This window comes from Prevotella sp., from assembly GCF_051059605.1.
Classification (GTDB): domain Bacteria; phylum Bacteroidota; class Bacteroidia; order Bacteroidales; family Bacteroidaceae; genus Prevotella.
The window spans coordinates 184,048-210,844 of the sequence record NZ_CP050883.1; the positions used below are offsets into that span (position 1 = coordinate 184,048).

A 26,797-nucleotide genomic window follows, 5' to 3' on the forward strand; every position below is an offset into this window, starting at 1 on the left:
TATACATCAAATATATATTATATCTAATGATTACATCCGAATTTGATGATATCCGTCCATATAATGATGAGGAGATACCTTCTGCCATGAGACGCATTGCAACAAGTAATGCTTTTCCAGTATTGGCTTCGTGGATATTTCCTGGTAGGGATTTGGATGATGTGCGCAGTATGGTGCTTTCATTCAAGACCATTAAGGATTTTCAGTATGGTGTCATGATACCTGTGAACAGACAGATTATTGAGCGTTCCATGACTGAACTTACCTTTAGGGGATTTGAAAAATTGAATTCTGATACGCAATATCTTTTCGTGAGTAATCATAGGGATATAATGCTTGATGCGTCTTTGTTGCAATATCTGTTTGCACAGAGAGGACGCGATACCACAGAGATTACGTTTGGTGCAAACCTCATGACAAAGGGACTTATTACTGATATAGGTAAAAGTAATAAGATGTTTAGAGTTGAGCGTGGTGGAAAGCTGAAAGATTTCTATATGTCGTCACGACATCTTAGCGATTATATACGTAACACTATCATTGAAAAAAAACAGAGTGTTTGGATAGCCCAGCGTAACGGGAGAACAAAGGATGGTGACGACCATACTGATCAGGGAATTATAAAAATGTTTTGCATGAGCCGTCCTGAAGATAAAATAAAGGCTTTGAGTGAACTCCATATTATTCCTGTCAGCATTAGCTATGAATGGGAGAGCTGCGATGTCTTAAAGGCTATTGAATTGTATGAGAGTCGATTTGAGAAATACATAAAGAAGCCTGGTGAGGATTTAACAAGTGTACTTACTGGTATTGTGCAGGAAAAAGGTAGAGTAAATTTCTCTCTTTGCGACGAAGTTACAGAAGATGATTTAAGTCAGTATGATAGTTGTACAAATAACGACTATCATCGTTTGGTAGCCAATCTACTGGATGAAAGAATCAACAGTACATATAAACTTTGTCCAAATAATTATTTGGCTCATGATATCCGTCATGGTCAGACTCGTTTCAATGCATATTACACGCCTGCCGACAAGATGCATTTCATGAAATATATGGATTGTCTAAACGATTATGATGTTGACGAACCAGATATTTTAAAGGATTTATTTCTTGGAATATACGCCAATCCTGTAAGTAATAAAATCAAATTGGGAGTTATATAGCATGATGATTATGCTTTGCTAAAAGTATATCTCGGCATCTGCATCTTTATTCTTATTCTTTGTCTTAGGCAATTCTTTCAGATTGCCGTTCTTGTCAAACAAGCCATAAGTGGTTCTGATGACACGAAACTCTGTGCGACGGTTTAACTGGTTGCATATCTCCTGTTTCTCGTTGCTTAATTTCTTGATGTATTCCGTTGTAAGTCGGTCGCCTTCTTTCAGCCAATCATACTTCTCTGTGATTTTCTTCTTTATTGTCTTTGGATTTTCTTTTCCATATCCTACTGGGGTGAGACGGTCTTCAGCAATACCTTTGCTGATAAGATACCTCACAACAGTTTCTGCACGTTTCTGTGATAAAATCTTGTTGTATTCATCACCTCCACGATAATCGCAGTTTGCTGACAACTCTATTGTTACATGAGGATTCTCATTCAGCAAAGTAACTAGTTTGTCTAGTGCTGTTGCAGACTCTGGGCGAAGAGATGCTTTGTTGAGATCATAGAATATGTTGTCAATAAGTACCGGGGCAACTATTGATGCCAACGGAAATTGCAATGTATATTCCTTTGACTCCTTTACACTTCCAATATTTATTTCTTCTTTGTGATTAAGAAATCCATCACATGTAGCAAGAAGCACATAGTCTACTCCTGGAGATACGGTCTGCGTGAAAGAACCATCCCCCTTAACGCTTAGTTTCAGGTTTGTTCCATCGTTACCAATCATATATACCTGAGATTTAGGCAGTTCATATCCGTCGGTTTCGTAAACCCATCCCTTTATCGTCTGTATAATCTCTGGATTTTCAAAACTGTAGATGTGGTCGTATCCTTTTCCGTCATTGCGGTTGGAAGAGAAAAAACCACGATTGTGTGGACCTTCAAAAGTGATACCAAAATCATCGTCGGCACTATTTAGTGGATATCCAGGATGTTCTATCTTTATTTTTCCTGTATTCTTATCTGTTTTTGCAATGAAAATGTCAAGTCCACCCATTCCAGGATGCCCGTCGCTGGAAAAATACAAGTCTCCATTAGGACGGAATGAAGGAAACTCTTCGTTACCCGGTGTGTTAATTGTTGAATCCAAGTCTTCAACTCCTCCAAGTCCGGCAGGTGTTATCCTTATTCTCCATATATCAAGTCCACCTTTGCCTCCAGGCATGTCTGACGTGAAATATATCCAGTTTCCGTCTGGTGATATTGCTGGATGTGCAAAACTTGAAAGTGTATCTCTGCTAATAGGCAGTTCTGTAGCTTTGCTCCATGATGCGTCGCTTCTTTGTGATGTGAGTATCTTTGCGTATCTAGGATATGATGGGTCTGTAGTACATTGTGTGATATACATAGTTTTTCCGTCTGGAGAAAAATCACATGCGCCCTCATCATATTCAGTGTTAAGGCTTCCTGAAATAGTTTCCGGTTTGGTCCATTTGCCCTTATCATCTTTTTCTGATAAGAATATATCGCCGTTTTTAGCTCCAGTTATTCCACTTAGTTCATTGCCAAGAGCTGTATTACGTGTAGATGTGAAATAGATTTGTGAATATCTGTCACCTTGAAGTTTGGGACAGTATTCGCCTTTGTTGGAATTAAACAGATTCATCCTTTTTACAGTGTATCTGCTATCTTGCTTTTTCCACGATGCTGCCTTCTGTGCAGAGATGAGACCGTTTTTCACTAGTATGTCATTTGGTAGCGAGTCTTTTAGTGATAGAAATATCTTCTCTGCATTTTTATATTGTGCGTCTTTAAGCATCATGCGTGCCAACGTCAAATTGTCGGAATTGCTTGCATGATTATATCTTTCAGCATTCTGAAAAGCAGCTATCGCACGTTTTGTCTGGTTAATCTTTGCATAGCATCGTGCCATCTTAACAGCATATAATCCTCTTTCATCACGGTTCTTTGCTGGAGTCTGCTGATATGCTTTTCTAAACATTGTTGCGGCATCATAATATTCGCCTAGAGCCAGATGCTCCTCTGCCTTTTTCAGACTTCGTTCAGCACCGCATGAAGCGAATAGGCATAATGCCGTAAATATATATATGATGTAAAACTTGCGCATGTAGTAATAACGCAAATACATTGTTTATATTATTATTCAAAAGGTAAAACGAATTTGCAACCTTCTTTCCAGTTGCTGCATCCATAAGCGTTCTTACCTTTTATGATGTGTCCCTTTCCGCATTCAGGGCATACCTTTCCTATGAGTTCATCATTTGGAATAATAGTTGTCTTATCTTTATTTTCTTGGGTAGCTTGTGGCGTATTTTCAACCTTTTCCTTCTTCTTTGGAGTAGCCTTTTTCTTTTTGACAGTCTTCTTCATGTCTTCGTCAGACATAATAGTGACGCGTCTGTTACTATTGTCACACAATACATCGTTGACAATATCAGAAATCTGGTTTTTCAATTCCTCGATAAACATGGCAGCATCATATTTCTTATGCTCAATATCTCGCAGCTTCTTTTCCCATATACCTGTAAGTTCAGAACTTGTGAGAAGTTTTTCATGAATCATGTCTATCAGTTCCACGCCTGTGGGGGTAGCTAGCAGATTCTTTCGCTCGCGACGTATATATTTTCTTTTGAACAAAGTCTCAATAATTCCGGCACGACTAGAAGGTCTACCGATACCGTTTTCCTTTAATGCTGCACGCAGTTCCTCATCGTCAACGAATTTACCAGCAGTCTCCATTGCTCTTAGCAATGTAGCCTCGGTATAGTATTTAGGTGGAGTTGTCTGCTTTTCTGTAAGGGTAGGAGTGTGAGGACCATTTTCACCTTTTGTGAATGTAGGCAATGTTCGTTCTTCGTCACTCTTCTTCTCGTCATCGTCATTTGTATTTGTGTCCTTGTTGTAAACAACTCTCCAGCCAGGCTCAAGAATTTCTTTTCCTATAACCTTGAATTCAATCTTGTCAACTTCTCCAAGTACTGTTGTCGTAGAGAATTTACAGTCTGGATAGAATACGCTTATGAAACGTGTAGCGATGAGATCGAACACATTCTGTTCCATATTTGTCAAGCCGTTTACAGGTACACCTGTAGGAATAATGGCATGGTGATCTGTAACCTTACTCGTATCAAAAACCTTTTTACTCTTTGGGAGTTTGGCACTTATTGCTGCAAGATTCTTAACCAATTCCATATACTTAGGCTGACTGTCGATCTTGCATTGGCTCACTCCGTTGAGTATCTGTGGACACTTTGGGTATATGTCATCACTCAGATATTGAGTATCAACACGTGGATATGTGGTGAATTTTTTTTCGTAAAGACTCTGGATTATATTAAGAGTGGTTTCAGCTGAATAACCGAATTTTTTGTTACAGTCTACCTGCAATGAAGTAAGGTCATATAGATGTGGTGGTGCGTCAGTACCTTTTTTCTTCTGCACGTTGGTGATGAAGAAAGGCTTTCCCTCAATTGTTGCAAAAGCCTGTTCACCCTCTTCCTTACTGGTGAACTTGCCCGATGTTGCCGTGAATTGCGTGTCACGATATATTGTAGCCAAAACCCAATATGTTTCAGGTTTAAAGTTTTCTATTTCTTTCTGCCTGTTTACAATAAGGGCAAGAGTAGGGGTCTGAACTCGTCCAATACTAAGTACCTGTCGGTTCTGTCCGTATTTAAGAGTATATAGACGTGTGGCGTTCATACCGAGCAACCAGTCACCGATTGCACGGCTTAGACCTGCAAGATACAACGGTTGATAATCAACCTGTTCTTTGAGTTCTTGAAAGCCTTGTTTGATAGCTTCATCAGTCATAGATGATATCCAAAGTCTTTTTACAGGGCATTTCACATTTGCCTTCTGCATAACCCATCTTTGGATAAGTTCTCCTTCCTGTCCGGCATCACCACAGTTTATAATCTCGTCGGCTTGTGAATAAAGTCTTTCGATTGTAGCAAACTGTTTCTTTATTCCGTCATCAGGAATGAGCTTTATTCCAAAGCGTAATGGAATCATAGGAAGAGCAGCCAAACTCCAGTGTTTCCAATTCTCACTGTAGTCGTTTGGCTCCTTTAACTCACATAAATGACCGAAAGTCCATGTGACCTGATATCCGTTTCCTTCCATGTATCCATCTCTGGAACTATTGGCCCCAAGGATGCGTGCAATGTCTTTAGCTACGCTAGGTTTCTCAGCTATGCAAACAATCATATTTCTTTATTTTAGTCTACAAAGGTAGTGCAAGCCGAACACAATACAAAATAAAAAATAGTTTTTTTATTTTAATTACTTAAAGTGAATTTCATCCTTGCCTCAATATAACACAAATAAATTTGGTTATATTTCGGTTCGTCGAAATTTGTTGAGGCGCAGCCTACCTTCAACGCAGTTAAAAGTCAAGCCGAACACAATACAAAATAAAAAATAGTTTTTTTATTATTGCGGGGTTCATACCTTTGTGTAAATTAAGTTTAGCTATGTCTTTAATAGCAAAAAAGTGAATATATAGCGTAAATAATTGGGATAAATTTGTATCTTTGTCGCTACAAATAGAAAACATCAGAGCAAAATGAAGAAATTGAAGATAGAAATAAATTATGATTTCTGCCAGCCTGAAGAATTAAGTGCTGAAGACAATCAGCTTATAGAACGTGCAAAAGCTGCTACATCAAATAGTTATGCTAATTACAGCCATTTCCATGTTGGAGCTGCATTAAGACTTAATGATGGCGATGTCGTTATAGGTGCTAATCAGGAGAATGCAGCATTCCCATCTGGACTTTGTGCCGAACGTTCTGCGATCTTCGCTGCTCAGTCACAGCGTCCTGATCAGCCAATTGTTGCATTGGCAATAGCTGCATATAATGATCACGGATTTCTTGCTGACCCAATAACTCCATGTGGAGCTTGCAGACAGGTAATTCTGGAAATCGAAGATAGATATAAGCAGAGTGTGCGCATTCTTCTTTATGGCACAAAAGGTGTATATGTATTGAATAGTGTTAAAGATTTGTTGCCTTTCTCGTTTGTTGATGAGAATATGAGAAAATAGTTTGTCGAATATTTCTTTTCGGTAAAATTTTAGGTATTAAATATTTTAAATAATATCGAGGTATATAATGAAAGTTGGACTGTTTATTCCATGCTATGTCGATGCTTTGTATCCGGAAGCTGGTGTGGCTACGTATAAATTACTTAAGCATTTCGGAGTTGACGTGAGTTACCCTGAAAAGCAAACTTGCTGTGGGCAACCTATGGGAAATGCTGGGTTTGAACGTATGGCAAAGCCTTTGGCTAGGAAGTTTGATGACATGTTTAAGGATTTTGATTATGTGGTTGCGCCTTCTGCGTCATGCGCTGCTTACGTGAAAGTGTTTTATCCGCATATCCTTGAAGGTGAGCATGAATGTGTATCTTCAAAAAAGATAATGGATATCGTGGAATTTCTCCATGATGTGCTAAAGATAACTTCCCTTCCGGGTAGTTTCAATCATGTCGTGAGTGTACACAACAGTTGCCATGGTGTGAGAGAATTAGGATTGTCATCACCTTCAGAACTTAATGTTCCGCAGTTCAACAAGATCATTGATTTATTGAAACTGATAGATGGTATTACGATAAAGGAACCTGAACGTAAAGATGAATGTTGTGGATTCGGCGGTATGTTTTCTGTTGAAGAAACTGCAGTGTCAATACGTATGGGCGAAGATAAAATAGAACGTCACATGGCTACCGGAGCTGAATATGTGACAGGACCTGACAGTAGTTGCCTTATGCACATGGCTGGTATTGCCAAACGTGAGAATAAGAATATAAAGTTTGTTCATGTATCGCAGATTCTTGCTGCCGGACTTTAATTAAAAGAAAAGATATTATGAGTACCATTCATTCAAAGAATGCTGAAATATTCAATAAGGACCGTGCTAAGACAACATGGCACGACCAGACATTCTGGACGTTAAGGGAAAAGCATGATAACATGGCTGAACAACTGCCCGAATGGGAAGAACTACGCAGTCATGCTAGTGATATAAAGCGCCATACGATTACTCATCTAGCTGATTATCTAGAAAAGTTTTCAGCCAATCTTGAAAGCAGAGGAGTGATTGTTCATTGGGCTGCTGACGCAAGCGAGTTTAATGAAACAGTGTTGGATATCCTGAAAAGCCATAATGTGAGCAAGATGGTGAAGTCAAAGTCTATGCTTACTGAGGAATGTGAGATGAATCCATATCTGGAAAAACATGGAATAGATGTTGTGGAGACTGATTTGGGTGAGCGAATACTACAGCTCCTTCATCAGAAACCAAGCCATATCGTTGTCCCTGCCAGTCACCTGAAACGTGAGGAAGTGGGAAAAATGTTTGAAAAAGAAGGTATCTCAAAGGAAATAGGAAACTATGATCCTACTTATCTCACACGTTGTGCCCGTTATAGTTTACGCAAGGAATTTATGGATGCTGGTGCTGGAATGACTGGTTGCAACTTTGGTGTCGCTGATACGGGTGATATCGTAGTATGTACAAACGAGGGTAATGCCGATATGAGTACGTCAATGCCTAAGGTGCACATCGTTGCAATGGGGATAGAGAAACTTGTTCCAGATTATGATTCATTGGCTGTGTTCCATCGTCTTCTTTGTCGTTGCGGAACAGGGCAGCCTACAACAGCATTCACATCCCATTTTAGACAGGCACGCCCTAAAGCAGAGATGCATGTGGTTCTTGTTGATAATGGCAGAAGTGATATCATTGCTGATAAGGAACATTGGCAAACTCTTAAATGTATTCGTTGCGGAGCTTGTATGAATACTTGTCCGGTATATCGTCGCAGTGGAGGATATAGTTATACATATTTCATTCCGGGTCCTATCGGTGTTAACTTAGGAATGCTCCATGATCCACAAAAGCACAGTGAGAATGTAAGTGCTTGTTCACTTTGTTTAAGTTGCGATAATGTATGCCCAGCAGAAGTTGCTCCAGGCAGTCAGATATATCTTTGGCGTCAACGTCTTGAAGCATTGGGTAAGGCTAATAAAATGAAGAAAATCATGTCGTTAGGCATGTCAGTACTTTTTAATAATCCGCCTCTTTACAATACAGCTCTTAAATTTGCTCCATTGGCAAATATTATACCTGATAGTATCACCAATATAGGACATCTTAATCCATGGGGATTGGGACACAGCAATCCTGAATTTGCAAAGAAATCATTTCGCAGTTTGTGGAGAGAAGGTTTAAAATAACACGTACGAAAAGATGAATAAAGAAGAATTTCTAAATAAATTGCGTGCAAATACTACTCAGCAGTTTGATATGCCTGATATGAACATAAACGGTATCAAGTATGAAGATACTATAGTCCAGTTCATTTCAATGACAGAAACATCTGGTGGAAAGGTTGTCAATGCCAAAAAGGATGACGACCTGAATGCCATCATACGTGAAGTTTATCCTGATGCGAAAGTAATAGCAAGCAATGTTTCTGGAATAGAGGCTAGTCTTAATCCTGATACTGTTGCTAAGGCTCAAGATTTAAACGGTACTGATGTTGGTGTTGTGAATGGAGAAGTAGGTGTAGCAGAAAATGCTTGCGTTTGGGTTCCGCAGAGTATGAAAGAAAAATCAGTATGCTTCATTTCTGAGAATCTTGTGATTATTCTTCACAAGAGCAGTGTTGTTGACAATATGCACGATGCATATAAAGCCATCCACATGACAGACTATGGTTTCGGTTGTTTTATCAGCGGACCAAGCAAGACTGCCGATATAGAGCAATCCCTTGTTATGGGTGCTCAGGCTGCACGTTCTGTTACAATTATATTGATAGACTAGATGAATCGTTATCTTCACATATTAATCATATTCTTCATGCTGATCGTTGGTCAGCAGGAAACTCATGCCGTGACAAGATCACGTAAGGATAAGATTAGTGTGGTGTCTAAGCATAATGATACATCAAAGGAGGCAGTTCTTTCTGATGCTCTCAGTTTATTGAGAGTTTGCAGTACATGTCCTCAAAGGGTTATTCCTGTTTTTGTGGAGAATACGGGTAAAATATTTGGAAGAATAGTATTTTATATATCAAAACCACAATCATTTTTTTTACTTATGGGAGGATGCTGCCGTTTAGAAACGGCACCATTTCAGTCCCAAGCCTCGTGTGATTATTATATATTTGCATTGAGGCGCCTGTTGTGTTAGATTTATATTTTTCCGTTATGTATTTGCATGCTGAACGGTTTGTTGCTCCTAATATGGAGCTAATTAATAATTGCGGGATTGCATCCTGCATATAAGTCTAACAAATGCTTACTCCTTTTCACATTATGGATAAGTGGGTGGGGGTATGCTCAACATTATTTTAAAATGAACATTAAGAACTTGAAGATGGCAGATGTCATCTTCTCAAACGATAAAATATCATTAAAGAAGTCATTCATGGGTTTCGGTACCTCTGTAGTTTATACTCCAACTGGCAGTAAAATTAAAGCCATTGGTGAAGAATATAGTCAGGATGCCGGTAACAAGATAGAGGCTGTTATCAATGCAAAGGATGAAAACTTAGAAGCTGCTGTAAATGCGGCTGTTGGAATAAAGGCTATTGCTATGAGTACTATTCGCCTTGAAGGTTGCATCTCTGATGATCATGAGTTTGTTGCATTGCAGCTTTTAGCTTATAAAGATTTGCGCTATTCACCAATTACTGATATTAAGATTTATGAAGGCAAATCTGCGGAAATAGTAAGTAAGCTATTTTAATAGATCGTAGTATCAAATAGTAAAGACTCAGAATCCGAATATGATTAAACATTTTCTCGGACTCTGAGTCTTTTTTAGTTATACTATTCTTCAATGATATTCATTGAAGGAATATATTTGTATTATTTCAGTTTCTTATAACCGTATTGTGCATCACTGCCTAGTTCTTCTTCAATACGTATTAACTGATTATACTTTGCAATACGGTCTGTTCTTGACATAGAACCAGTCTTTATCTGTCCAGAGTTTGTTGCAACTGCAATATCAGCAATCGTTGTATCTTCAGTTTCGCCTGAACGGTGAGAGGTTACAGTAGTATAACCGTGACGGTGAGCCATTTCTATAGCTTCGAGAGTCTCTGTTAGAGAACCGATCTGGTTTACCTTAATCAGAATAGAATTGGCTGCCCCAAGTTTTATTCCCTTTTCAAGGAATTTACTGTTTGTAACGAATAAGTCGTCACCAACTAACTGGCATCTGTCTCCAAGTGCTTTTGTTAGCTTCTGCCAACCATCCCAGTCGTTCTCGTCAAGACCATCCTCAATACTGTCAATAGGATACTTTGTTATCAATTCTTCAAGGAATTTTATCTGTTCATCATCAGATAGTTCCTTGCCGTTCGGATCTTTCGGTGTTCCGTTTGACAGTTGCTTATAGTTATAATAGTATTTACCGCCCTTTTCACTTGAAAACTCGCTTGCAGCGCAGTCAATAGCTATTGTCACATCTTTACCTGGTTGATAACCTGAATCTTTTATCGCCTCAACGATACTTTGCAGTGCATCATCAATATTATCTAGTTTTGGAGCGAAACCGCCCTCATCACCGACTGCAGTTGACAATCCTCTCTTCTTGAGATTCTTCTGCAAAGTGTGGAAGACTTCAGCACCAATGCGTATAGCTTCTTTCTCTGAAGATGCACCGACCGGACGAATCATGAATTCCTGAAATGCAATAGGTGCGTCACTATGTGCGCCACCATTAATGATATTCATCATTGGCACTGGCAGGATATATGTGTTTGAACCACCGATATATCTGTAAAGAGGAATGTTTAGAGTTTTTGCAGCTGTATGTGCTACTGCTAGTGAAACTCCGAGAATAGCGTTTGCACCCAATTTGCTTTTTGTAGGAGTTCCGTCTATTTCCAACATTTTGTAGTCAATGGCACGTTGGTTAAGAATATCGAAACCATTCAGTGCTGGACCTAATATCTTGTTTACATTTTCAACAGCTTTCAATACACCTTTACCACCAAAACGGCTTTTGTCTCCGTCACGTAGTTCCAATGCTTCGTTCTCTCCTGTTGATGCGCCGGATGGAACACTAGCTCTGCCCATTATGCCATTATCTGTTGTTACCTCAACTTCAATAGTCGGGTTACCTCTTGAATCAAGGATTTCTCTTGCATAAATCTTTTCTATTTTCATAATAATGTTTTTTTTATTAATAACTCTATTGCAAATATAGCATTAAAATACATCATTTGCAATACCTAATAATGATGATTTATAAAGATTATACTTCTTTTAATATTAAAGAGAATTGCTTATTGACTGTATCCACTTGTCAATGCGTTCTTCGCTCTTGGCTTCATCCTCATTAGCATCCAGTGCTAGTCCTACAAATTTGCCGTCTATCACTGATTCTGAGTCATCAAATGTATATTCTGCAGTATCAACTCCTCCTACGATGTTGGCACCTGAGTCTTTCACTGTATCGTAAATTTCTCGCATGCCTCCGCAAAAAGTATCGCTGTAGCTATCAGCATCTCCACATCCAAACAGTGCAATAGTCTTTCCGCTGAGATCGGCATCCTTTAGTTTTGAAATGCCGTCATACCAGTCATCTTGCATTTCTCCAGAACCCCATGTTGAAGTGCCGAGTACAAGATTATCGTATTCTGCAAGTTTTTCTATATTAATGTCGTTTACGTCAACTATATCAGCTTTAATTTTTTGAGCGATAATTTCGGCAAAGCTCTGGCAATTGCCGGTTGACGAACCAAATACTACCAATGTTTTTTTCATATTTAATCTCCTTTTTTTATTTTAAAATGAATATTTCTTTTAGCTGAAATCAATGTTTGAATTATCTTGAACTTGTTGCCTGCTCGCAGACTGTGAACACCACCTGTCGCCATCATGAATATTTGTTCGGCTTTAAATGATTGTTATCTTCGTCAAGAGTTTATACAACCTATTTTTTCTATTACTTTTTCTGGTGCAAATATAGTACTAAAATAAAAAATCTACAATACCTTTTAATGATGATATTTTAAGATTATCACATCTTATGCGATCTCATTTTTATTCTCCTTTCTATTTCTTAAAATCAATATTTCTTTTAGCTGAAACCATTGTTATGATCATCTTAAATTTGTTGTCTGCTCGCAGACTGTGAACATGACCTGCCGGTATCATGAATATTTCTCCAGCTTTGATAAGATGTTCTTCATCATCCAGAGTTAATACAAACTGTCCGTCTATTGCTTGTATAAAAGCATCGAGAGGGGCAGAGTGTGGACTAAGCTGTTGACCTTTACCAAAAGCGAAAAGAGTAATGCTTCCGCTTTCGTTATGTAGAAGTTCCATACTTACGATACCTTCTTCTTGATATGCTATGATATCATTAGGATTTAGGGCTTTTCCTTTTTCAAATCTTGCCATACAGTTTTATTTTTATTTGTTCAACAATATTTTCTATTTTATCTTTTAGCAAAGATATGAACATTTCAATAAATAAAATGGTAACAAATGTTACCTTTTTTGTATAAATGTAGTTAAATATTGACTTGCTATTTATTAGTAATAATTGGCTGCCTATAGAAAGTAAATGCCATAAAAGTGAAATGTGATTTTGAATGTGTATGTATTTTTATTACATGTGTAATGTATAAAAAATAAGATTATTCAAAAAGTTTGAAAACAGGCAAATATCCTCCACTCGTAATATAAACGTTTGATATATAGACGATTAGTGGTGGAGGTTAACCTCCACTATCATCCACCATCATCCACGTTTTTGTAAACTATTAAGAAATAGCAAGCAAGTACTCAACATACATCTGAATTATAATAAATAAACTAAAGATAAATATATTTACATTATGGTGTACTCTATTTGTGTGAAATGTTTTGGAATGATATTTCGATTGTATTTTTAATAAGTCTGCATAAGTGTTTCCGTTTTGTCGTAGAATGGAATCTATTTCATCGATCAAACGTTTCCAAAATACTTTCATTTATCGAGTGATTAGGGCCTAATCACTCAGCGTTTCTTCGTATATTACAGAGTGATATGGGCCTTTTTACTAAATGACGTATCGAAAAAGGTGAATTTTTCTTTACGGGCAAAGATTGTTGCAAATGTTAATTATAGTAAATATAATGTTGGAGATCTTGTGATTATTAGAAATAAATTGTATTTTTACTAAGTGAATAAAAAATATATTTATCTGAAATGAAAACACACATTATTATTTTAACCGCATTATTCTTAAGTTTGCAATTAAATGCTCAAACCCATTTGCAAAATGATTCTTTGAATATTCCAGTGATTCTGGTTGATGGAGTTGAAGTACAGAACTTAGATAGTCTAAACCAAGATGATATTATAAGTGTAAACGTCGTAAAGGACAAAAATATTTTAAAATACTTTTATCCACGTATGGGAGGTATTATGTGTATAACGACAAAATCAAAAAAATATCTTAAACCGATTCTACAAAAATATCAGAAGCAACTTGAAGAAGCTAAGAAAAGACGAAAAAAAGGCGAGTTTCTGATAAGGTGATTTAATCATGATGCACTTACAACGTGTAAAAACGATCATGGATAATAATTTGTAGAAAGTCGTTTGGTGTATTAGTTGAATACCAGAAAACAATGGGCAATCACCACAATATGGTTGTCATCTATTTGAAACTATTTATCAAAGCGATAAATAATACATGGTATATTTGTAGAAATGTAAATATATCTGATTTGATGTTATTCATGATATATTAGATATAAGTTCAACGTTAGTAGAATATTTCTTAATAGTTTACAAAAACGTGGAGGTTAGTGGATGATAGTGGAGGTTAACCTCCACTTCTAATCATTTATAAGTCAAATGCTTATATCATGAGTGGAGGATATTTGCCTATTTCAAACTTTCTGGATGTTTTTGTTTTTTCATGATTTTAGATGTAAAATAATATCATAACATCACTCGCGTTACGTTGAAACGGGATACAAGTGATGTTACATATATTTAGATTAGAATTCAATTTTATAGCTAATGTTCGGCATAATAATAGCATCGCGTTCTTCTTCAACGCTGTTCTTCTTAAAATTGTAACGATGTCCATAATAATCCTTATAGCCTGTGATGTTCATCAATTTTGCTGAAAACTCATGTGATATACTTTTTTTATTTATCTTATAAGTAACTGTTAAATGAGATAATAGCATAGGAGATAACCTGCATGAATATGGATTACTTTCATTATATATCGCATCCTGCTGTTTTTTTGATAATGATATGTTTATCGGAGAATATCTGTCACCACCTTGATATGTAATTTTACCATTTATGCTGAAAACGTTTTGTTTATTTTTGCCTAAATACCATTCTTTACCAGCTATGATATTAAAAACATAATTACGGTTATATCTTGTATTATACCATTCGCTTTTTGTTGTCTTATATCTTGAATTAAATATTGAAGAAGTAAACATATAATAGAATCCTTTTCTCATATAATGTTCGAATGTGAAATCTATTCCATAGTTCAATGCTTTACCTTTATTTTCCAAAGCATTAGAAATAAACCAATCATCATTACCCTGTAAATTTACAAAAGAATATGTACTGTCTGGTATTACTGGTACACTGTAAAGATATTGAATATATGGTTCAACCTTTAGATGGTAATCATAACCAAAGACGACATCATAGGCAATAGAAAGATTATGTGACTTCGTAAAATCAAGATCTTTGTTTATGAGACTTCCATTCTCAGACTTCACAAAATAGTAATTAAGTTTTTCCAGTCTGCTATGCATACCATATCCTAAAGATAAAGACTGCGATTTTAAGAATTTCCATTTTAAAGCAAATCTTGGCTCAATTGTATAATGGCTATTTAATGTAAAGAACTGAGCGTTAACTCCTACTGTCATATCTACGTTTTCAGACAACTGGAAAAGGGAACTTGAATAAGCAGATAACAAAGAGCTACTGCCTGAACAGTTGTTTATCGTTTTAAAGTCATTGCCATTATGATTAGAGTCTTTCATTAACATATCATATCGTAATCCTGTCCATTGTATTCCTGTTTTGTTGGTATGGACATCATTGAATTTCTTGTTTATTGAAGATGCTATTATAAAATTCCAGTTTGTGTTTTTAATTATATTCTTAGGGCATAGAATATTATCTTGATTCATCAATTCGGTGTGCATATTAAGTCCGCTAACTGTTGCTGCCAATGTACTTTTAACAAAAGTAGATTCATTAATGTATATTTTATGACCAAGCCCACATGCTGCCATATATTGTTTTACATCCTGATTTTGTTTATCCTGTTCATATTCCCATTTGTCTTTGTCTTTTTCTGGTTTCGTACCTGATCTGTCTATGAGCCCTGTTCCCCATAAAGTGAAAACACCGAACTTTGAGGAAGGTAAGAAAAACTTAAATGATAAGTCTTGATATTTTGTTCCACTGGCATCATCTGGTAATAATGGTGAAATTAAAGACAATGTAGAATACCTGTAATTGAAAATATATGAACCATTATAATTCTTTTTGATTGGTCCCTCTGAAGCCATGTCGATACCAATTGTACCAATCTGAAAAGTGTTCTCATGTTTCACATTATTTCCATTTCTAAGTTTCATATCAAAAACTCCAGAGATAGCATTCCCATATTCTGACGGAAATGTTCCTGTATAGAAATCCGAGTTTCCAAGAACCTGACTGCTTAAAGAAGTAAAACCTCCTCCTCCAAAACTTGTAACGTCAGCGAAGTGATTTGGATTTGGAATCTCTACGTCTTCCATTCGCCATTGCAAGTATGTAGGAGCATTACCTCTTATGACAATACCATTATTACCTATACTACTAGTTACACCCGCAAATGAAGATGCCAATCGAGCTGGGTCATCCATTCCTCCAGCATAGCGGCGTGCTTCTTCAACACTTAGCATCCTTCCACCTGCTAGTGACATCGGATTCATCGCCTCAGCCTTATTGGTATTAGGCTTTACTGTGATTTCGTCTAATTGTTTAGCATGCTCATTCAACATAATACTAAGTACGCTCTCTTTCGATGAACTAACTACAATCTCTTTTAAAATTATTGGTTCATAACCTGTAGAACTTACTTTAATATCATATCTCCCAATAGGTACATGCTTTATCGAGAACAATCCTGACGAATCGGCTGTTGCGACAATCTTTGAATTTTGACATTGTAACATGACCGAAGCGTATGGAATAGGTCCTTCTGTTATTTTTTCACAAACACTACCTCGAACCGTTTGGTAGTTTTGACTGAATAATGATGTTGAAATAATCATCATATTCAAAATCAGTAAAATTTTCTTTGTCATTCTGCACTTTATTATAATTATTTGAAAGTGCAAAATTAGTCTTAAATCAACTACCCATCAATACTGATTTATCAGTATTGTTATAACTAATAATCAATAAGGCCAAGATTCTCAGCATATCTTATGGCTTCTATTGATGTATCAACATTAAATTTTTTCAAAATATTCTGTCTATGTGTATTTACTGTATTCACACTGATGTGAAGTTTGTCTGATATTTCTTTACTTAGTTGTCCCGCACTAATTAACTTTAGAATTTCCAATTCTCTTGCTGACAATATCATGTCTTTATCATAATATTTATCTACAGGCGAAAACACCTCTCCTGTTTTAAAATTAGCTATTTTTGAGTTAACAATATATGGAGGGGCTTGGTTTGGTGCAATATCAACTATACTTAGACTTAACCAAATATTACCCATTTTGTCAAATGCCAATATCGTTATTTGTTCTATAACGCGCTGGTATTTCCCTCTTACCAAAGCTCTATATTCTCTTATTGCTTTATTATACTTGGCATTTGTATTATTAGAAAACAAATGCTTGAATGTTGCAATTCCATTTTTAAATAGAGCTTCATAATCATCAGGATGCACTTTAACTTCAGAATACTCTTTGTCTGTCTCCTTAAATAATTCTTTATGGTATTCAGACTCATATACATGTTTTTTTCTATAAACATCAAAAACGGAAAGTGCACAGCCTTTTAAAAAAGCGGAATTTGAAATCTGATCAATATTTGTTTTCAAGATTTCATCCCCAATGCTACTCTCATCAAATTTTTGATATTCAAGTAAATTGCGATATTCTTTTTCTAAAGTATTCATATTGATTACAAAAATAGAAATAATAATTCATATATTATATATTTTGCATGTCATTTATTCAAATGATAAGAATCTATTTACTCTGTGGTAGACAAAGATGTCTATTTAATATTTTGAATATGTGAATAGTAATTTTATGCTTATATAGATATTTATTAATTAGAGTTTTGCTGGTATGGTTCACTGATTTTTTTGTATCTTTGCACAGATTATTGACAATAGTGAATGTTACTTTGAATGATGTTGCCTTATTTGTGTAGGTGCATTTGTTCTTTCATTGATAGCATACTGGTTGGAAATTTTATGGATTATCCAAGTATGTTTAGACAATCCCAATATAATAATAAGGCAATGTATTGCCGATAAGATAAGAAGTTTAGGATACTACAATATAATATGATTAATAAACCTAAAGAACTCGAAACAGAAAGCGTAAGTAGGTTGCTGCTAAAGTATGCATTGCCTTCAATAGTTGCATCTACTGTGATGTCAATATTTAATATTGTCGATAGTATATTCATTGGACATGGTGTAGGTACACTGGGATTATCAGGATTAGCTGTATTGCTACCATTAATGAATATGATGATAGCATTTTCAACACTTGTTGCCATAGGTGGTGCCAACTTAATGTCAATAAGACTGGGACAAAAAGATTATAAGAGTGCAAATGTCATATTAGGCAACGTTGTTACTTTGAGCATTATCTATGCGACAATACTAATCATTGTATGCTATACATTTCTTGATAAAATCCTTATTTTATCTGGAGCGTCAGCAGAGACGCTTCCTTATGCACGCAGTTTTATGCAGGTATTTCTTGCTGGTGTTATTTTTACGCAACTGTTTTTCAACCTCAACGCAATGTTGCGCTCTTCAGCTGCTCCAAAAAAAGCAATGATTGCCACAATCGGCATGGTGTTTATCGTTGTTATACTAAATCCAATATTCATTTTTGGATTGAAGATGGGAATGCGTGGAAGTGCATTGGCTACGGTCTTGTCACAAGCAATCATGCTGTGTTATCAGCTACATCATTTTAATAATAAGAATAACTGTATTCATTTTCAGAAAGGCATATTCAAATTGCGATGGAATATGATTTCAAAGATGATGTCAATAGGTCTTTCTCCATTCTTCATGAATCTGACAGCATGCGTGGTTGTTATTATTATCACAAATAGTCTGACTCGATATGGAGGTGACATGGCTGTTGGTGCTTATGGAATAATCAATCGTTTCTTATTCTTATTTGTAATGGTTGTCATAGGACTTATGCAAGGTATGCAGCCAATTGTCGGTTATAATTATGGTGCGAGGTTATACAATAGAGCTTTTAAGGCGTTGAGACTTTCTATTATGTTCGCTACTGTTATATCAGTTATAGGGTTCTTGCTAGGAGAATTTTTCCCACACATGATTACTTCCATGTTTACCACAGACAAGCAACTCACAGAGATTGCTGCGTCGGGTATGAGAATAATGATGATGGCTGTACCTCTACTCGGTATTCAGGTTATTTCAACAGGTTTCTTTCAGAGTATAGGGTATGTGAAAACAGCCATATTCTTATCATTGCTTCGCCAATTAATTCTGATCATACCTGCATTGCTTATTTTCCCATTATTCTTTGGACTGAATGGAATTTGGATGAGTATACCGGTAAGTGATACGCTGGCTGCAATTATATCTGTAACTATATTGATGTATAATTACAAGCAACTCAAGAAACTAGCTAATTAATATGATGGGCGCACTTAAATAGTACGCCCATATCGTTTCTATTTTAATGAAATAAAGAATAGAGATTGTGATAAACTAAAATTTCTGTATATTTGCAACAGATTGACAACAGTATTTTTATTATTGCATCTCATAAATTAATAATATAGAAATCATAAATATGAAAAAGATTGCATTGATAACAGGAGCTACGAGTGGCATTGGTGAAGCATGTGCCCTTCGTTTCTCTAAAGAAGGATACGACTTGATACTTACAGGTCGTAATCAGAGCAAATTAGATTTATTGCAGAGTCGTCTTAATGCTGACGGAACTGACGTGAAGTTGCTTAACTTCGATGTTCGTGACCGTAACGCAGCAACAGAGGCTGTAAAATCACTGACAGGAAAATGGCGTGATATAGACGTACTCATAAACAATGCAGGACTAGCATTAGGTTTGGAAAAGGAATACGAGCTTGACCCAGAGAAATGGGAGACGATGATAGATACCAACATCAAGGGTATGCTTACAATGATTCACCTTGTAGTTCCGCACATGGTAGAGCGCAATCGTGGTCATGTGATCAATATGGGCAGTCTTGCCGGTGAAGCAGCTTATCCAGGCGGTAACGTATATTGCGCTACTAAGTCAGCCGTTAAAGCCATCAGTGATGGCCTTCGTATAGACTTAGCTGACACATGTATAAGAGTCACCAATATCAAACCAGGATTGGTAGAGACAAACTTCAGTGTTACCAGATTCAATGGTGACAAATGCAAAGCTGATAATGTATATAATGGTATTCATCCGCTTAGTGGTGAAGATATTGCCGATGTTGTTTTCTATGCAGCAAGTGCGCCTGCGCATGTGCAAATAGCTGAAGTCCTTGTTCTTGCTACACATCAGGCTAATAGCTATGTAGTTAGTAAAGATTCTAACAGAAAATAAACTCTGAGCTAGATGTTTATATTGAACTGTTCGGCATTTCCGAATAGTTCAATATATCAGAAGGCTTTTCAAGTTCATATTTACACGGTATGTTCTTTTTGCCATTGCTCCAAGTAGCTAAAGCAAAGTCTACATGAGAGTTGATAGCGCATAGACTATCATAAGCAGAATCCCCTATATATAAAGTGTTAGCTGGTGTAGCTCCAGTTCTATCAAAGTATGCGAGTATTGGGTCTGCCGACGGTTTAGGATTGACAGTATCTGTAACACAAATGGCGACATCAAAAAGATGAAAAATCTGGCATAAAGCATCATCATTATTTAACTCATCATGTGTTCGTGAAGTAATCAATCCTAAACTATGATTTGTTTGTTTAAGCACTTTGACAACTTTATCAATTCCATCAAACAAGGTTATTTCGTTTCTATGCTCCTGAAAATGTTTGCTCCATAAATCAAAAGCTTCTTCTGAATTTTTTGCTCCTAGTTTCTCCATGGTTGTTACACCAGGAATACCTAAAACGAAATTTAGCTCCTCTTTCTCAAAATGCTTACCAAAAAGTTCTTCAATGGTTTGTTGCCATGTATTGATTACTGCACTTTCGTTGTCAACTAATGTGCCGTCAATATCAAATAATATATGTTTATATTTCATATCTTCTTGTTCTTGATTCCATATACTGTATGCTGTAGATTTTTCTAATAATCGTATATATATCAGTATATCGTTTTTTATAACATTAACTTCGATTGTTATAGCGCAAAGATAGTGCTTTTTATAAAACAAGTTCAATTTTTATTGTAAAATGTTACTTATAAAACGATGATAAGCAATTTTTTTTATTATATTTGCAAATGAATTAACATCTAACTTGTTACGAGAACAATAACCACAATAAGGTTTATTCAGTTATTAAAGTATTTTGATGGCGAGAGTTACCCTCTTGTTTTATAATGAAACCACATAAGAAGAATATTAGAAACTTTTAATCTCACTTTAAGCTCTTTTAATCGATTATTATCGTTTTAATCGTTTAAATATAAGTAATTTTGCATCATAAATTTATTTATTTCGTTAAAATATGAATAAACAAATACTTATGCTTGCCGTTGGTATGGCACTGATAACAATAAGTTGTAAATCGACAAAGGAAAAGGATGTATCTGCTGTTTATTCAGTTACGACTCCAGAGGTAACAAACACATCTGTCTCAAAAGACTATGTAGCGAACATACAGTCGCAGAAAAACATTGAGATTAGAGCTCAACAAGGTGGTATATTACGTGATATATATGTTGATGAAGGTCAGATGGTGAAAGCCGGACAGCCTTTGTTTCGTATTGCTTTGGTTGGCGCACAACAAGAAGTAGAAAAGTCTAAGGCTGAAGCTGAACAGGCTCGCATAGATTTACAGAATACTTCTACTTTGGCGGCTAATAACATCGTGTCAAAGAATGCACGTAAGATGGCACGTGCGAAGTTGAATTCTGCTATGGCTGATTATCGTCTTGCCACTGAGCGTAAGCAGTTGTCACTTATTACAGCACCTTTTACTGGTATAATAGGTAGAATACCTAATAAAAAAGGTAGTTTACTTCAAGACGGTGACTTGATTTCTACTCTTTCTGATAACACTAATCTTTATGTTTATTTTAATGTTTCAGAACCTGAATATCTTGATTATCAACAGCATGCTGCAGAAAGACGCAAACTTCCGCTTAGTCTTATTCTAGCAAACGGAACTACTTTTGCATCAAAAGGATATTTACAGAATGTAGAAGGTGAGTTTGACAATGGAACAGGTAACATTGCTTTCCGTGCTAAGTTTGCCAATGTGAATCGTATTCTTAGAAATGGTGAAACAGGAACAGTGAGAATGAATATTCCTGTAAGAAACGTAATGATAATTCCTCAGCAGTCTACCTATGAAATACAAGATAAGAAATATGTATTTGTAGTTGATGCTGGTGGTTATGTTCACGCGCGTCCTATTAAAATAGCTTTTGAAAAGCAGAATGTATATGTTGTAACAGAAGGTTTGTCGATTAATGACAAAATTCTGGTAGACGGTATACAGAAGGTGAATGATGGTGATCGTATTTCAATACGTTATAAGAGCCCGGCTGAAGTAATGCAGTCTATCAAATTAAATGCCAACTAATTATGTTCAAGAAGTTTATTCGCAGACCGGTTCTTGCAATCGTTGTTTCTCTTGTCATTGTGTTCATAGGTGTGTTGTCATTGCTCAACTTGCCTATCACTCAATATCCTTCTATCTCACCTCCAAAGGTTAATGTCATCGCCAATTATCCTGGTGCTAACAATGAATTGCTGATTAAATCGGTCGTAATTCCTTTGGAACAAGTTCTTAATGGTGTTCCTGGCATGAAATATATTGAGTCTGATGCTGGTAATGATGGTGAGGGTGAAATTAATGTCGTGTTCAAATTGGGAACAGATCCTAATGTTGACGCTATTAATGTACAAAACAGAGTGTCAGCGGCTATTAATAAGCTACCACCTGCTGTTGTGCGTGAAGGTGTTAAGATTTCTCGTGAGGAACCTAACATTCTGATGTATATAAACCTATACAGTAATGATCCTAAAGCAGACCAGAAATTCCTTTTCAACTATGCGGATATAAACATTTCTCCTGAATTACAGCGTGTTGATGGAATGGGCGACTTGGATATTCTTGGTACACGTAACTATGCGATGCGCGTATGGTTGAAACCTGATAAACTAACTGCCTATAATTTGTCTGCTGATGACGTAAATCAGGCTTTGGAAGATCAGAGTATTGAAGCTTCACCAGGTAAACTGGGTGAAAGTTCGGGTAAGCGACCAGAGAGTTTTGAGTATGTGTTGAAATATCCAGGACGATATACTACTCCTGAAGAGTATGGGAATATCATATTGAAGTCCAATCCCAATGGTCAGTTTGTACGTTTAAAAGATGTTGCCACAATAGATTTCGGTACAGAGATGTATGATATTTATTCTACTCTTAACGGACATCCATCGGCAGCCATAACATTGAAACAGGCTTATGGTTCAAATGCACGCGATGTGATACAGAACGTGAAGAAGACGATGGCTAAACTACAGAAGGATATGCCTAAGGGTATGCACTATGAGTTAAGTTATGACATAAGTAGATTTCTTGATGCGTCAATAGATAAAGTTATCCATACACTTTTCGAGGCGTTTATACTTGTTGCCATCGTAGTGTTTGTCTTCCTTGGTGACTGGCGTTCAGCAATCATCCCATGTATGGCTGTACCAGTGTCGTTAATAGGAAGTTTTGCGGTGATGTCTGCATTCGGCATCACGCTGAATATGATATCCCTCTTTGCTCTTGTCATGGCGATAGGTATAGTGGTGGATGACGCCATAGTGGTGATTGAGGCTGTCAACGTAAAGATAGCCACGGAACATCTCTCGCCTTTGGAGGCCACGCAGGAAGCGATGAAAGAAATCAGTGGTGCTATCGTAGCTATAACGCTTGTGATGGCATCGGTATTTATTCCTGTTGCCTTTATGGGCGGACCTGAAGGTATGTTCTATCGTCAGTTCTCTATCACAATGGCATCAAGTATTGTCCTTTCTGGATTTGTAGCCTTGACACTTACTCCTGCACTTTGTGCACTTATATTGACTAGAGAACAGGAGCAAAATCTTAGAAAGTCATGGCTTCATAAACTTCTTGATAAGTTTAATGCTGGTTTCAACAAAGGTGTGATAGGGTATGATAAGGTGTTGCAGCGTACTGTTTCCAACAAATTTGTCACATTACCGTTACTTTTGTTATTCTGTGCAATAGCATTCTTTGTAAATAATTCAGTTCCATCTGGTTTCATTCCAGAAGAGGACCAAGGTATGGTATATGCCGTGATTGAGACTCCACCAGGTTCAACAATAGAACGAACTAACAAGGTGGCGCATCAGTTGCTGAACATTGTTGAGAAAGAAGAGGGTGTTCAGAGTGTTTCTTCTCTTGCAGGTTATGAAATACTATCAGAAGGAACAAGTGCCAATTCTGGTTCTTGTCTGATAAACCTGAAGTCGTGGAAAGATCGTAAACATTCGGCAAAGGAGATCATTGCTGATCTTGAAAAGAAATGCGTTGCAATAACGGGCGCTCATATAGAGTTTTTCCAACCACCTTCGATACCAGGTTATGGTGCTGCGTCGGGATTTGAACTTCGATTGCTTGACAAGACTGGTAATAACGACTATCACCAAATGGAAAAGGTGAGCAAGGACTTTGTTAAGGAACTTAATAAGCGACCAGAGATAGGTTCTGCCTTTACGTTCTATTCTGCAAGTTATCCACAATATATGTTGCGTGTTAATAATGATATTGCTGAGCAAAAGGGCGTTTCTATAGGTTCTGCTATGGATAATATGTCTACATTGATTGGTTCAGATTATGAGACAGGATTCATACGCTTTGGAAAGCCATACAAAGTAATCGTTCAGGCTAGTCCCGAGTATCGTGCTTATCCGCACAGCCTTTTAGGATTGACGGTGAAGAATAATCAAGGTGATATGGTGCCTTATGCTGACTTCATGCAACTGCAAAAGGTTTATGGTATGAGTGAAATCACACGTCATAATCTTTATAACTCTGCTGAGGTTACTGGTGCACCAGCATCTGGATGTAGTAGTGGCCAGGCTATTAAGGCAATAGAAGAGGTAGCTGCAAAGAAATTACCTCATGGATTTGACTATGACTGGGCAGGTATTTCAAAAGACGAAGTAGATCAAGGTAATCAGGCAATACTGATATTTGCAATCTGTCTGGTCTTCGTATATCTAATCTTGTCGGCACAGTATGAGAACTTCATACTTCCGTTGCCTATCATAACATGTCTGCCAGCCGGAATATGCGGTGCATTCATATTCCTGAAACTTTTGGGGTTGGAGAATAATATCTATGCACAGGTGGCGATGGTGATGTTGATAGGACTGCTGGGAAAGAATGCGGTGCTGATGGTGGAATATTCCGTCCAACGACGGAATATGGGAATGACGATCCGGCAGGCGGCTATTGAGGGAGCGATTGCTCGATTCCGTCCTATATTGATGACTTCGTTTGCCTTTATTGCTGGACTTATACCTTTGGTATTTGCAAGCGGTGCAGGTGCGATAGGAAACCGCACTATTGGTAGTGCTGCCGTTGGAGGTATGTTGTTTGGAACATTCTTTGGACTGATAATAATTCCTGGTTTGTATTATATCTTTGGAACGATGGCAGAGAAAGTCAAGATGGTTAAATATCAGCGAGATAAACCTCTGACAGAAACAAAAGACAAAAAGTATAAGAAATGAAAAAGTTACATATCCTATATACTGTATTGGTGTCGGCAGCCGTCATGACGAGTTGCAAGACACCTCAGGCTACCAATATGACGGACCGTGTGAAGTTGCAGTTGCCTTCTAAATTTCAGAAGGACAGTGTTGCTGGCACTAGTGCCACCGTAACTCCATGGAGACAGTTCTTTACTGATTCGGCATTGGTTTCGTTGATTGATACGGCTTTGATAAACAATCAGGATTTGCGTATTACTATTCAACAGATAGCGATAGCAAAGAGTGGGGTGCTTTCTCAGGAAGGACTGATGATGCCTACTGTGTCTGGTGGTGGAAGTGTAGGTGTATCAAAAGCTGGTAGATATACCAGTGAAGGTGCAGGTAACGCTACAACTGAGATAAAGCCAGGTAAGTCTATGCCAGAACCATTGATGGACTATCAACTTGGTGCAACAGCCGATTGGGAAGTTGACTTATGGCATAAACTAAGTTCCAGTAAGCATGCTGCCGTAGAGCATTATCTAGCTACGGTTGACGGACGCAATGCTGTGTTGTCGTCTCTTATCTCACAAGTGGCTGAAAATTATTACCAACTGCTTGCACTGGATAACAAACTAGATTTGATACATCAGTATATTGACTTGCAGAAGAAGGCTGTTGAAATAGCTAAGATTCAGAAGAAGGCTGACGCTGATACGGAACTTGCTGTAGAGAAGTTTGAGGCAGAACTGGCTAAAGCTCGTGCCGATGAATACACATTGAAGCAGCAGATTACTGAAAGTGAGAACAGTCTAAACTTACTGCTAGGTAGATATCCTACACAGATTGGCAGAAACAAGGCTTCTTTCCTTTCAACAAATCTACAGAAGGTTACTACTGGTATTCCGTCAGAATTACTTAATAACCGACCTGATATCAGACAGGCTGAACATGAGTTGGCTTCAGCAAAATGGAGCGTAGATGCTGCAAGAAAGGAATTTCTCCCGTCATTAAATATATCTGCAACACTAGGTCTTGATGCATTTAATCCAACATATCTCACTCAGTTGCCTAAGTCTTTGGCGTTTAGCGTTCTAGGTGGGCTTACAGGTCCGCTGATCAATAAAAAGGCGATACAAGCTAATTTCCAGACTGCTGATGCTCAGCAGATAGAGGCTCTTTATGAATATGACAAGACTTTGCTCACTGCATATTCTGAAGTATGTACGCTGATGTCGAAGATAGACAACTTGGATAAGTATTACCAATTGAAGGAAGAAGAATCACAGAAACTCGATAAATCAATAAACATAGCTCGACTGTTGTATATGAATAGTCGCTGCACATATCTTGATGTGCTTATGGATGAACGTGATGCATTGGATGCAAAAATGGAACTTCTTGATGCTAAGGCGCAGCAACTCTCAAGTGTGGTTGATGTATATCGCAGTTTGGGCGGAGGACAGAATCCTGTGAAGGAATAATATTGATTATATTATCTTTTTCTTCGTGT

At 37.1% G+C, this 26,797-nt stretch carries 20 protein-coding genes; 12 read left to right on the forward strand and 8 right to left on the reverse strand.

Annotated features, from left to right (window positions below; genetic code table 11):
• The first annotated feature begins 26 nt into the window (after positions 1–26).
• Positions 27–1,166: a 1-acyl-sn-glycerol-3-phosphate acyltransferase gene (locus HEQ28_RS00720; protein ID WP_434503285.1), complete on the forward strand. Its 1,140-nt coding sequence runs from the start codon at positions 27–29 to the stop codon at positions 1,164–1,166.
• 18 nt (positions 1,167–1,184) lie between these two features.
• Here the strand turns inward: HEQ28_RS00720 and HEQ28_RS00725 are convergent, their stop codons facing one another.
• Positions 1,185–3,236, reverse strand: a complete 2,052-nt coding sequence (locus HEQ28_RS00725; protein ID WP_434503286.1) for a PorE family type IX secretion system protein — start codon at positions 3,234–3,236, stop codon at positions 1,185–1,187.
• Between the two features lie 32 nt (positions 3,237–3,268).
• A complete protein-coding gene (locus HEQ28_RS00730; protein ID WP_434503287.1) occupies positions 3,269–5,338 on the reverse strand; it encodes a DNA topoisomerase 3 in 2,070 nt (689 codons plus the stop codon).
• 358 nt (positions 5,339–5,696) lie between these two features.
• Between HEQ28_RS00730 and cdd the strand changes: the two genes are divergently transcribed.
• The 5 genes from cdd to HEQ28_RS00755 all read left to right on the forward strand — a co-directional run bounded on the left by cdd (position 5,697) and on the right by HEQ28_RS00755 (position 9,888).
• Positions 5,697–6,179 (forward strand): cytidine deaminase, encoded by a 483-nt coding sequence (cdd, locus tag HEQ28_RS00735; protein WP_434503288.1) that lies wholly within the window; start codon positions 5,697–5,699, stop codon positions 6,177–6,179.
• Between the two features lie 67 nt (positions 6,180–6,246).
• Complete coding sequence (locus tag HEQ28_RS00740) at positions 6,247–6,984, forward strand: (Fe-S)-binding protein (protein ID WP_434503289.1); 738 nt, start codon at positions 6,247–6,249, stop codon at positions 6,982–6,984.
• Between the two features lie 17 nt (positions 6,985–7,001).
• The gene (locus tag HEQ28_RS00745; protein ID WP_434503290.1) at positions 7,002–8,372 is read left to right on the forward strand and encodes a lactate utilization protein B; all 1,371 of its coding nucleotides are present in this window, start codon (positions 7,002–7,004) and stop codon (positions 8,370–8,372) included.
• A 13-nt stretch (positions 8,373–8,385) separates the two neighbouring features.
• On the forward strand, positions 8,386–8,961 hold the full coding sequence (locus HEQ28_RS00750; protein WP_434503291.1) for a LutC/YkgG family protein: 576 nt from the start codon (positions 8,386–8,388) through the stop codon (positions 8,959–8,961).
• A 534-nt stretch (positions 8,962–9,495) separates the two neighbouring features.
• Positions 9,496–9,888 (forward strand): hypothetical protein, encoded by a 393-nt coding sequence (locus HEQ28_RS00755; RefSeq protein WP_434503292.1) that lies wholly within the window; start codon positions 9,496–9,498, stop codon positions 9,886–9,888.
• Between the two features lie 122 nt (positions 9,889–10,010).
• Here HEQ28_RS00755 and eno read toward each other — a convergent pair whose 3' ends face one another.
• The 3 genes from eno to HEQ28_RS00770 all read right to left on the reverse strand — a co-directional run bounded on the left by eno (position 10,011) and on the right by HEQ28_RS00770 (position 12,557).
• Entirely contained in the window at positions 10,011–11,318 is a 1,308-nt protein-coding gene (gene eno / locus HEQ28_RS00760; protein WP_434503293.1) for a phosphopyruvate hydratase, read from the reverse strand.
• A gap of 105 nt (positions 11,319–11,423) precedes the next feature.
• The gene (fldA, locus tag HEQ28_RS00765; protein ID WP_434503294.1) at positions 11,424–11,918 is read right to left on the reverse strand and encodes a flavodoxin FldA; all 495 of its coding nucleotides are present in this window, start codon (positions 11,916–11,918) and stop codon (positions 11,424–11,426) included.
• Positions 11,919–12,209: 291 nt separating this feature from the next.
• Positions 12,210–12,557 carry a cupin domain-containing protein gene (locus tag HEQ28_RS00770; protein WP_207153557.1) on the reverse strand — a complete coding sequence of 116 codons (348 nt, stop codon included), beginning with the start codon at positions 12,555–12,557 and terminating at the stop codon, positions 12,210–12,212.
• A 793-nt stretch (positions 12,558–13,350) separates the two neighbouring features.
• Here HEQ28_RS00770 and HEQ28_RS00775 point away from each other — a divergent pair.
• On the forward strand, positions 13,351–13,683 hold the full coding sequence (locus tag HEQ28_RS00775) for a hypothetical protein (protein WP_434503295.1): 333 nt from the start codon (positions 13,351–13,353) through the stop codon (positions 13,681–13,683).
• Positions 13,684–14,150: 467 nt separating this feature from the next.
• On the opposite strand, the gene HEQ28_RS00780 is transcribed toward HEQ28_RS00775, so the two are convergent.
• The gene (locus tag HEQ28_RS00780) at positions 14,151–16,490 is read right to left on the reverse strand and encodes a TonB-dependent receptor (RefSeq protein WP_434503296.1); all 2,340 of its coding nucleotides are present in this window, start codon (positions 16,488–16,490) and stop codon (positions 14,151–14,153) included.
• An 86-nt stretch (positions 16,491–16,576) separates the two neighbouring features.
• Positions 16,577–17,317, reverse strand: a complete 741-nt coding sequence (locus HEQ28_RS00785; RefSeq protein WP_434503297.1) for a response regulator transcription factor — start codon at positions 17,315–17,317, stop codon at positions 16,577–16,579.
• Positions 17,318–17,713: 396 nt separating this feature from the next.
• On the opposite strand from HEQ28_RS00785, the gene HEQ28_RS00790 reads away from it, so the two are divergent.
• Both HEQ28_RS00790 and HEQ28_RS00795 read left to right on the forward strand, forming a co-directional pair.
• Entirely contained in the window at positions 17,714–19,060 is a 1,347-nt protein-coding gene (locus tag HEQ28_RS00790; protein WP_434503298.1) for an MATE family efflux transporter, read from the forward strand.
• A 160-nt stretch (positions 19,061–19,220) separates the two neighbouring features.
• Positions 19,221–19,988 (forward strand): SDR family NAD(P)-dependent oxidoreductase, encoded by a 768-nt coding sequence (locus tag HEQ28_RS00795; protein WP_434503299.1) that lies wholly within the window; start codon positions 19,221–19,223, stop codon positions 19,986–19,988.
• Between the two features lie 16 nt (positions 19,989–20,004).
• Here HEQ28_RS00795 and HEQ28_RS00800 read toward each other — a convergent pair whose 3' ends face one another.
• Complete coding sequence (locus HEQ28_RS00800; RefSeq protein ID WP_434503300.1) at positions 20,005–20,643, reverse strand: HAD family hydrolase; 639 nt, start codon at positions 20,641–20,643, stop codon at positions 20,005–20,007.
• A gap of 427 nt (positions 20,644–21,070) precedes the next feature.
• Here HEQ28_RS00800 and HEQ28_RS00805 point away from each other — a divergent pair, with 427 nt between their 5' ends.
• Genes HEQ28_RS00805 through HEQ28_RS00815 form a run of 3 tightly spaced genes read left to right on the forward strand, consistent with a single transcriptional unit; the run spans position 21,071 to position 26,768 of the window.
• Positions 21,071–22,150 carry an efflux RND transporter periplasmic adaptor subunit gene (locus tag HEQ28_RS00805; RefSeq protein ID WP_434503301.1) on the forward strand — a complete coding sequence of 360 codons (1,080 nt, stop codon included), beginning with the start codon at positions 21,071–21,073 and terminating at the stop codon, positions 22,148–22,150.
• Between the two features lie 2 nt (positions 22,151–22,152).
• On the forward strand, positions 22,153–25,323 hold the full coding sequence (locus HEQ28_RS00810) for an efflux RND transporter permease subunit (protein WP_434503302.1): 3,171 nt from the start codon (positions 22,153–22,155) through the stop codon (positions 25,321–25,323).
• Complete coding sequence (locus HEQ28_RS00815; RefSeq protein WP_434503303.1) at positions 25,320–26,768, forward strand: TolC family protein; 1,449 nt, start codon at positions 25,320–25,322, stop codon at positions 26,766–26,768. The genes HEQ28_RS00810 and HEQ28_RS00815 overlap by 4 nt, the downstream gene beginning before the upstream one ends.
• Positions 26,769–26,797 lie beyond the last annotated feature (29 nt).

Coding starts and splice junctions, on each gene's coding strand:
- HEQ28_RS00720 (WP_434503285.1), top strand. CDS start 27: ATGATTACATCCGAATTTGATGATATCCGTCCATATAATGATGAGGAG.
- HEQ28_RS00725 (WP_434503286.1), bottom strand. CDS start 3,236: ATGCGCAAGTTTTACATCATATATATATTTACGGCATTATGCCTATTC.
- HEQ28_RS00730 (WP_434503287.1), bottom strand. CDS start 5,338: ATGATTGTTTGCATAGCTGAGAAACCTAGCGTAGCTAAAGACATTGCA.
- cdd (WP_434503288.1), top strand. CDS start 5,697: ATGAAGAAATTGAAGATAGAAATAAATTATGATTTCTGCCAGCCTGAA.
- HEQ28_RS00740 (WP_434503289.1), top strand. CDS start 6,247: ATGAAAGTTGGACTGTTTATTCCATGCTATGTCGATGCTTTGTATCCG.
- HEQ28_RS00745 (WP_434503290.1), top strand. CDS start 7,002: ATGAGTACCATTCATTCAAAGAATGCTGAAATATTCAATAAGGACCGT.
- HEQ28_RS00750 (WP_434503291.1), top strand. CDS start 8,386: ATGAATAAAGAAGAATTTCTAAATAAATTGCGTGCAAATACTACTCAG.
- HEQ28_RS00755 (WP_434503292.1), top strand. CDS start 9,496: ATGAACATTAAGAACTTGAAGATGGCAGATGTCATCTTCTCAAACGAT.
- eno (WP_434503293.1), bottom strand. CDS start 11,318: ATGAAAATAGAAAAGATTTATGCAAGAGAAATCCTTGATTCAAGAGGT.
- fldA (WP_434503294.1), bottom strand. CDS start 11,918: ATGAAAAAAACATTGGTAGTATTTGGTTCGTCAACCGGCAATTGCCAG.
- HEQ28_RS00770 (WP_207153557.1), bottom strand. CDS start 12,557: ATGGCAAGATTTGAAAAAGGAAAAGCCCTAAATCCTAATGATATCATA.
- HEQ28_RS00775 (WP_434503295.1), top strand. CDS start 13,351: ATGAAAACACACATTATTATTTTAACCGCATTATTCTTAAGTTTGCAA.
- HEQ28_RS00780 (WP_434503296.1), bottom strand. CDS start 16,490: ATGACAAAGAAAATTTTACTGATTTTGAATATGATGATTATTTCAACA.
- HEQ28_RS00785 (WP_434503297.1), bottom strand. CDS start 17,317: ATGAATACTTTAGAAAAAGAATATCGCAATTTACTTGAATATCAAAAA.
- HEQ28_RS00790 (WP_434503298.1), top strand. CDS start 17,714: ATGATTAATAAACCTAAAGAACTCGAAACAGAAAGCGTAAGTAGGTTG.
- HEQ28_RS00795 (WP_434503299.1), top strand. CDS start 19,221: ATGAAAAAGATTGCATTGATAACAGGAGCTACGAGTGGCATTGGTGAA.
- HEQ28_RS00800 (WP_434503300.1), bottom strand. CDS start 20,643: ATGAAATATAAACATATATTATTTGATATTGACGGCACATTAGTTGAC.
- HEQ28_RS00805 (WP_434503301.1), top strand. CDS start 21,071: ATGAATAAACAAATACTTATGCTTGCCGTTGGTATGGCACTGATAACA.
- HEQ28_RS00810 (WP_434503302.1), top strand. CDS start 22,153: ATGTTCAAGAAGTTTATTCGCAGACCGGTTCTTGCAATCGTTGTTTCT.
- HEQ28_RS00815 (WP_434503303.1), top strand. CDS start 25,320: ATGAAAAAGTTACATATCCTATATACTGTATTGGTGTCGGCAGCCGTC.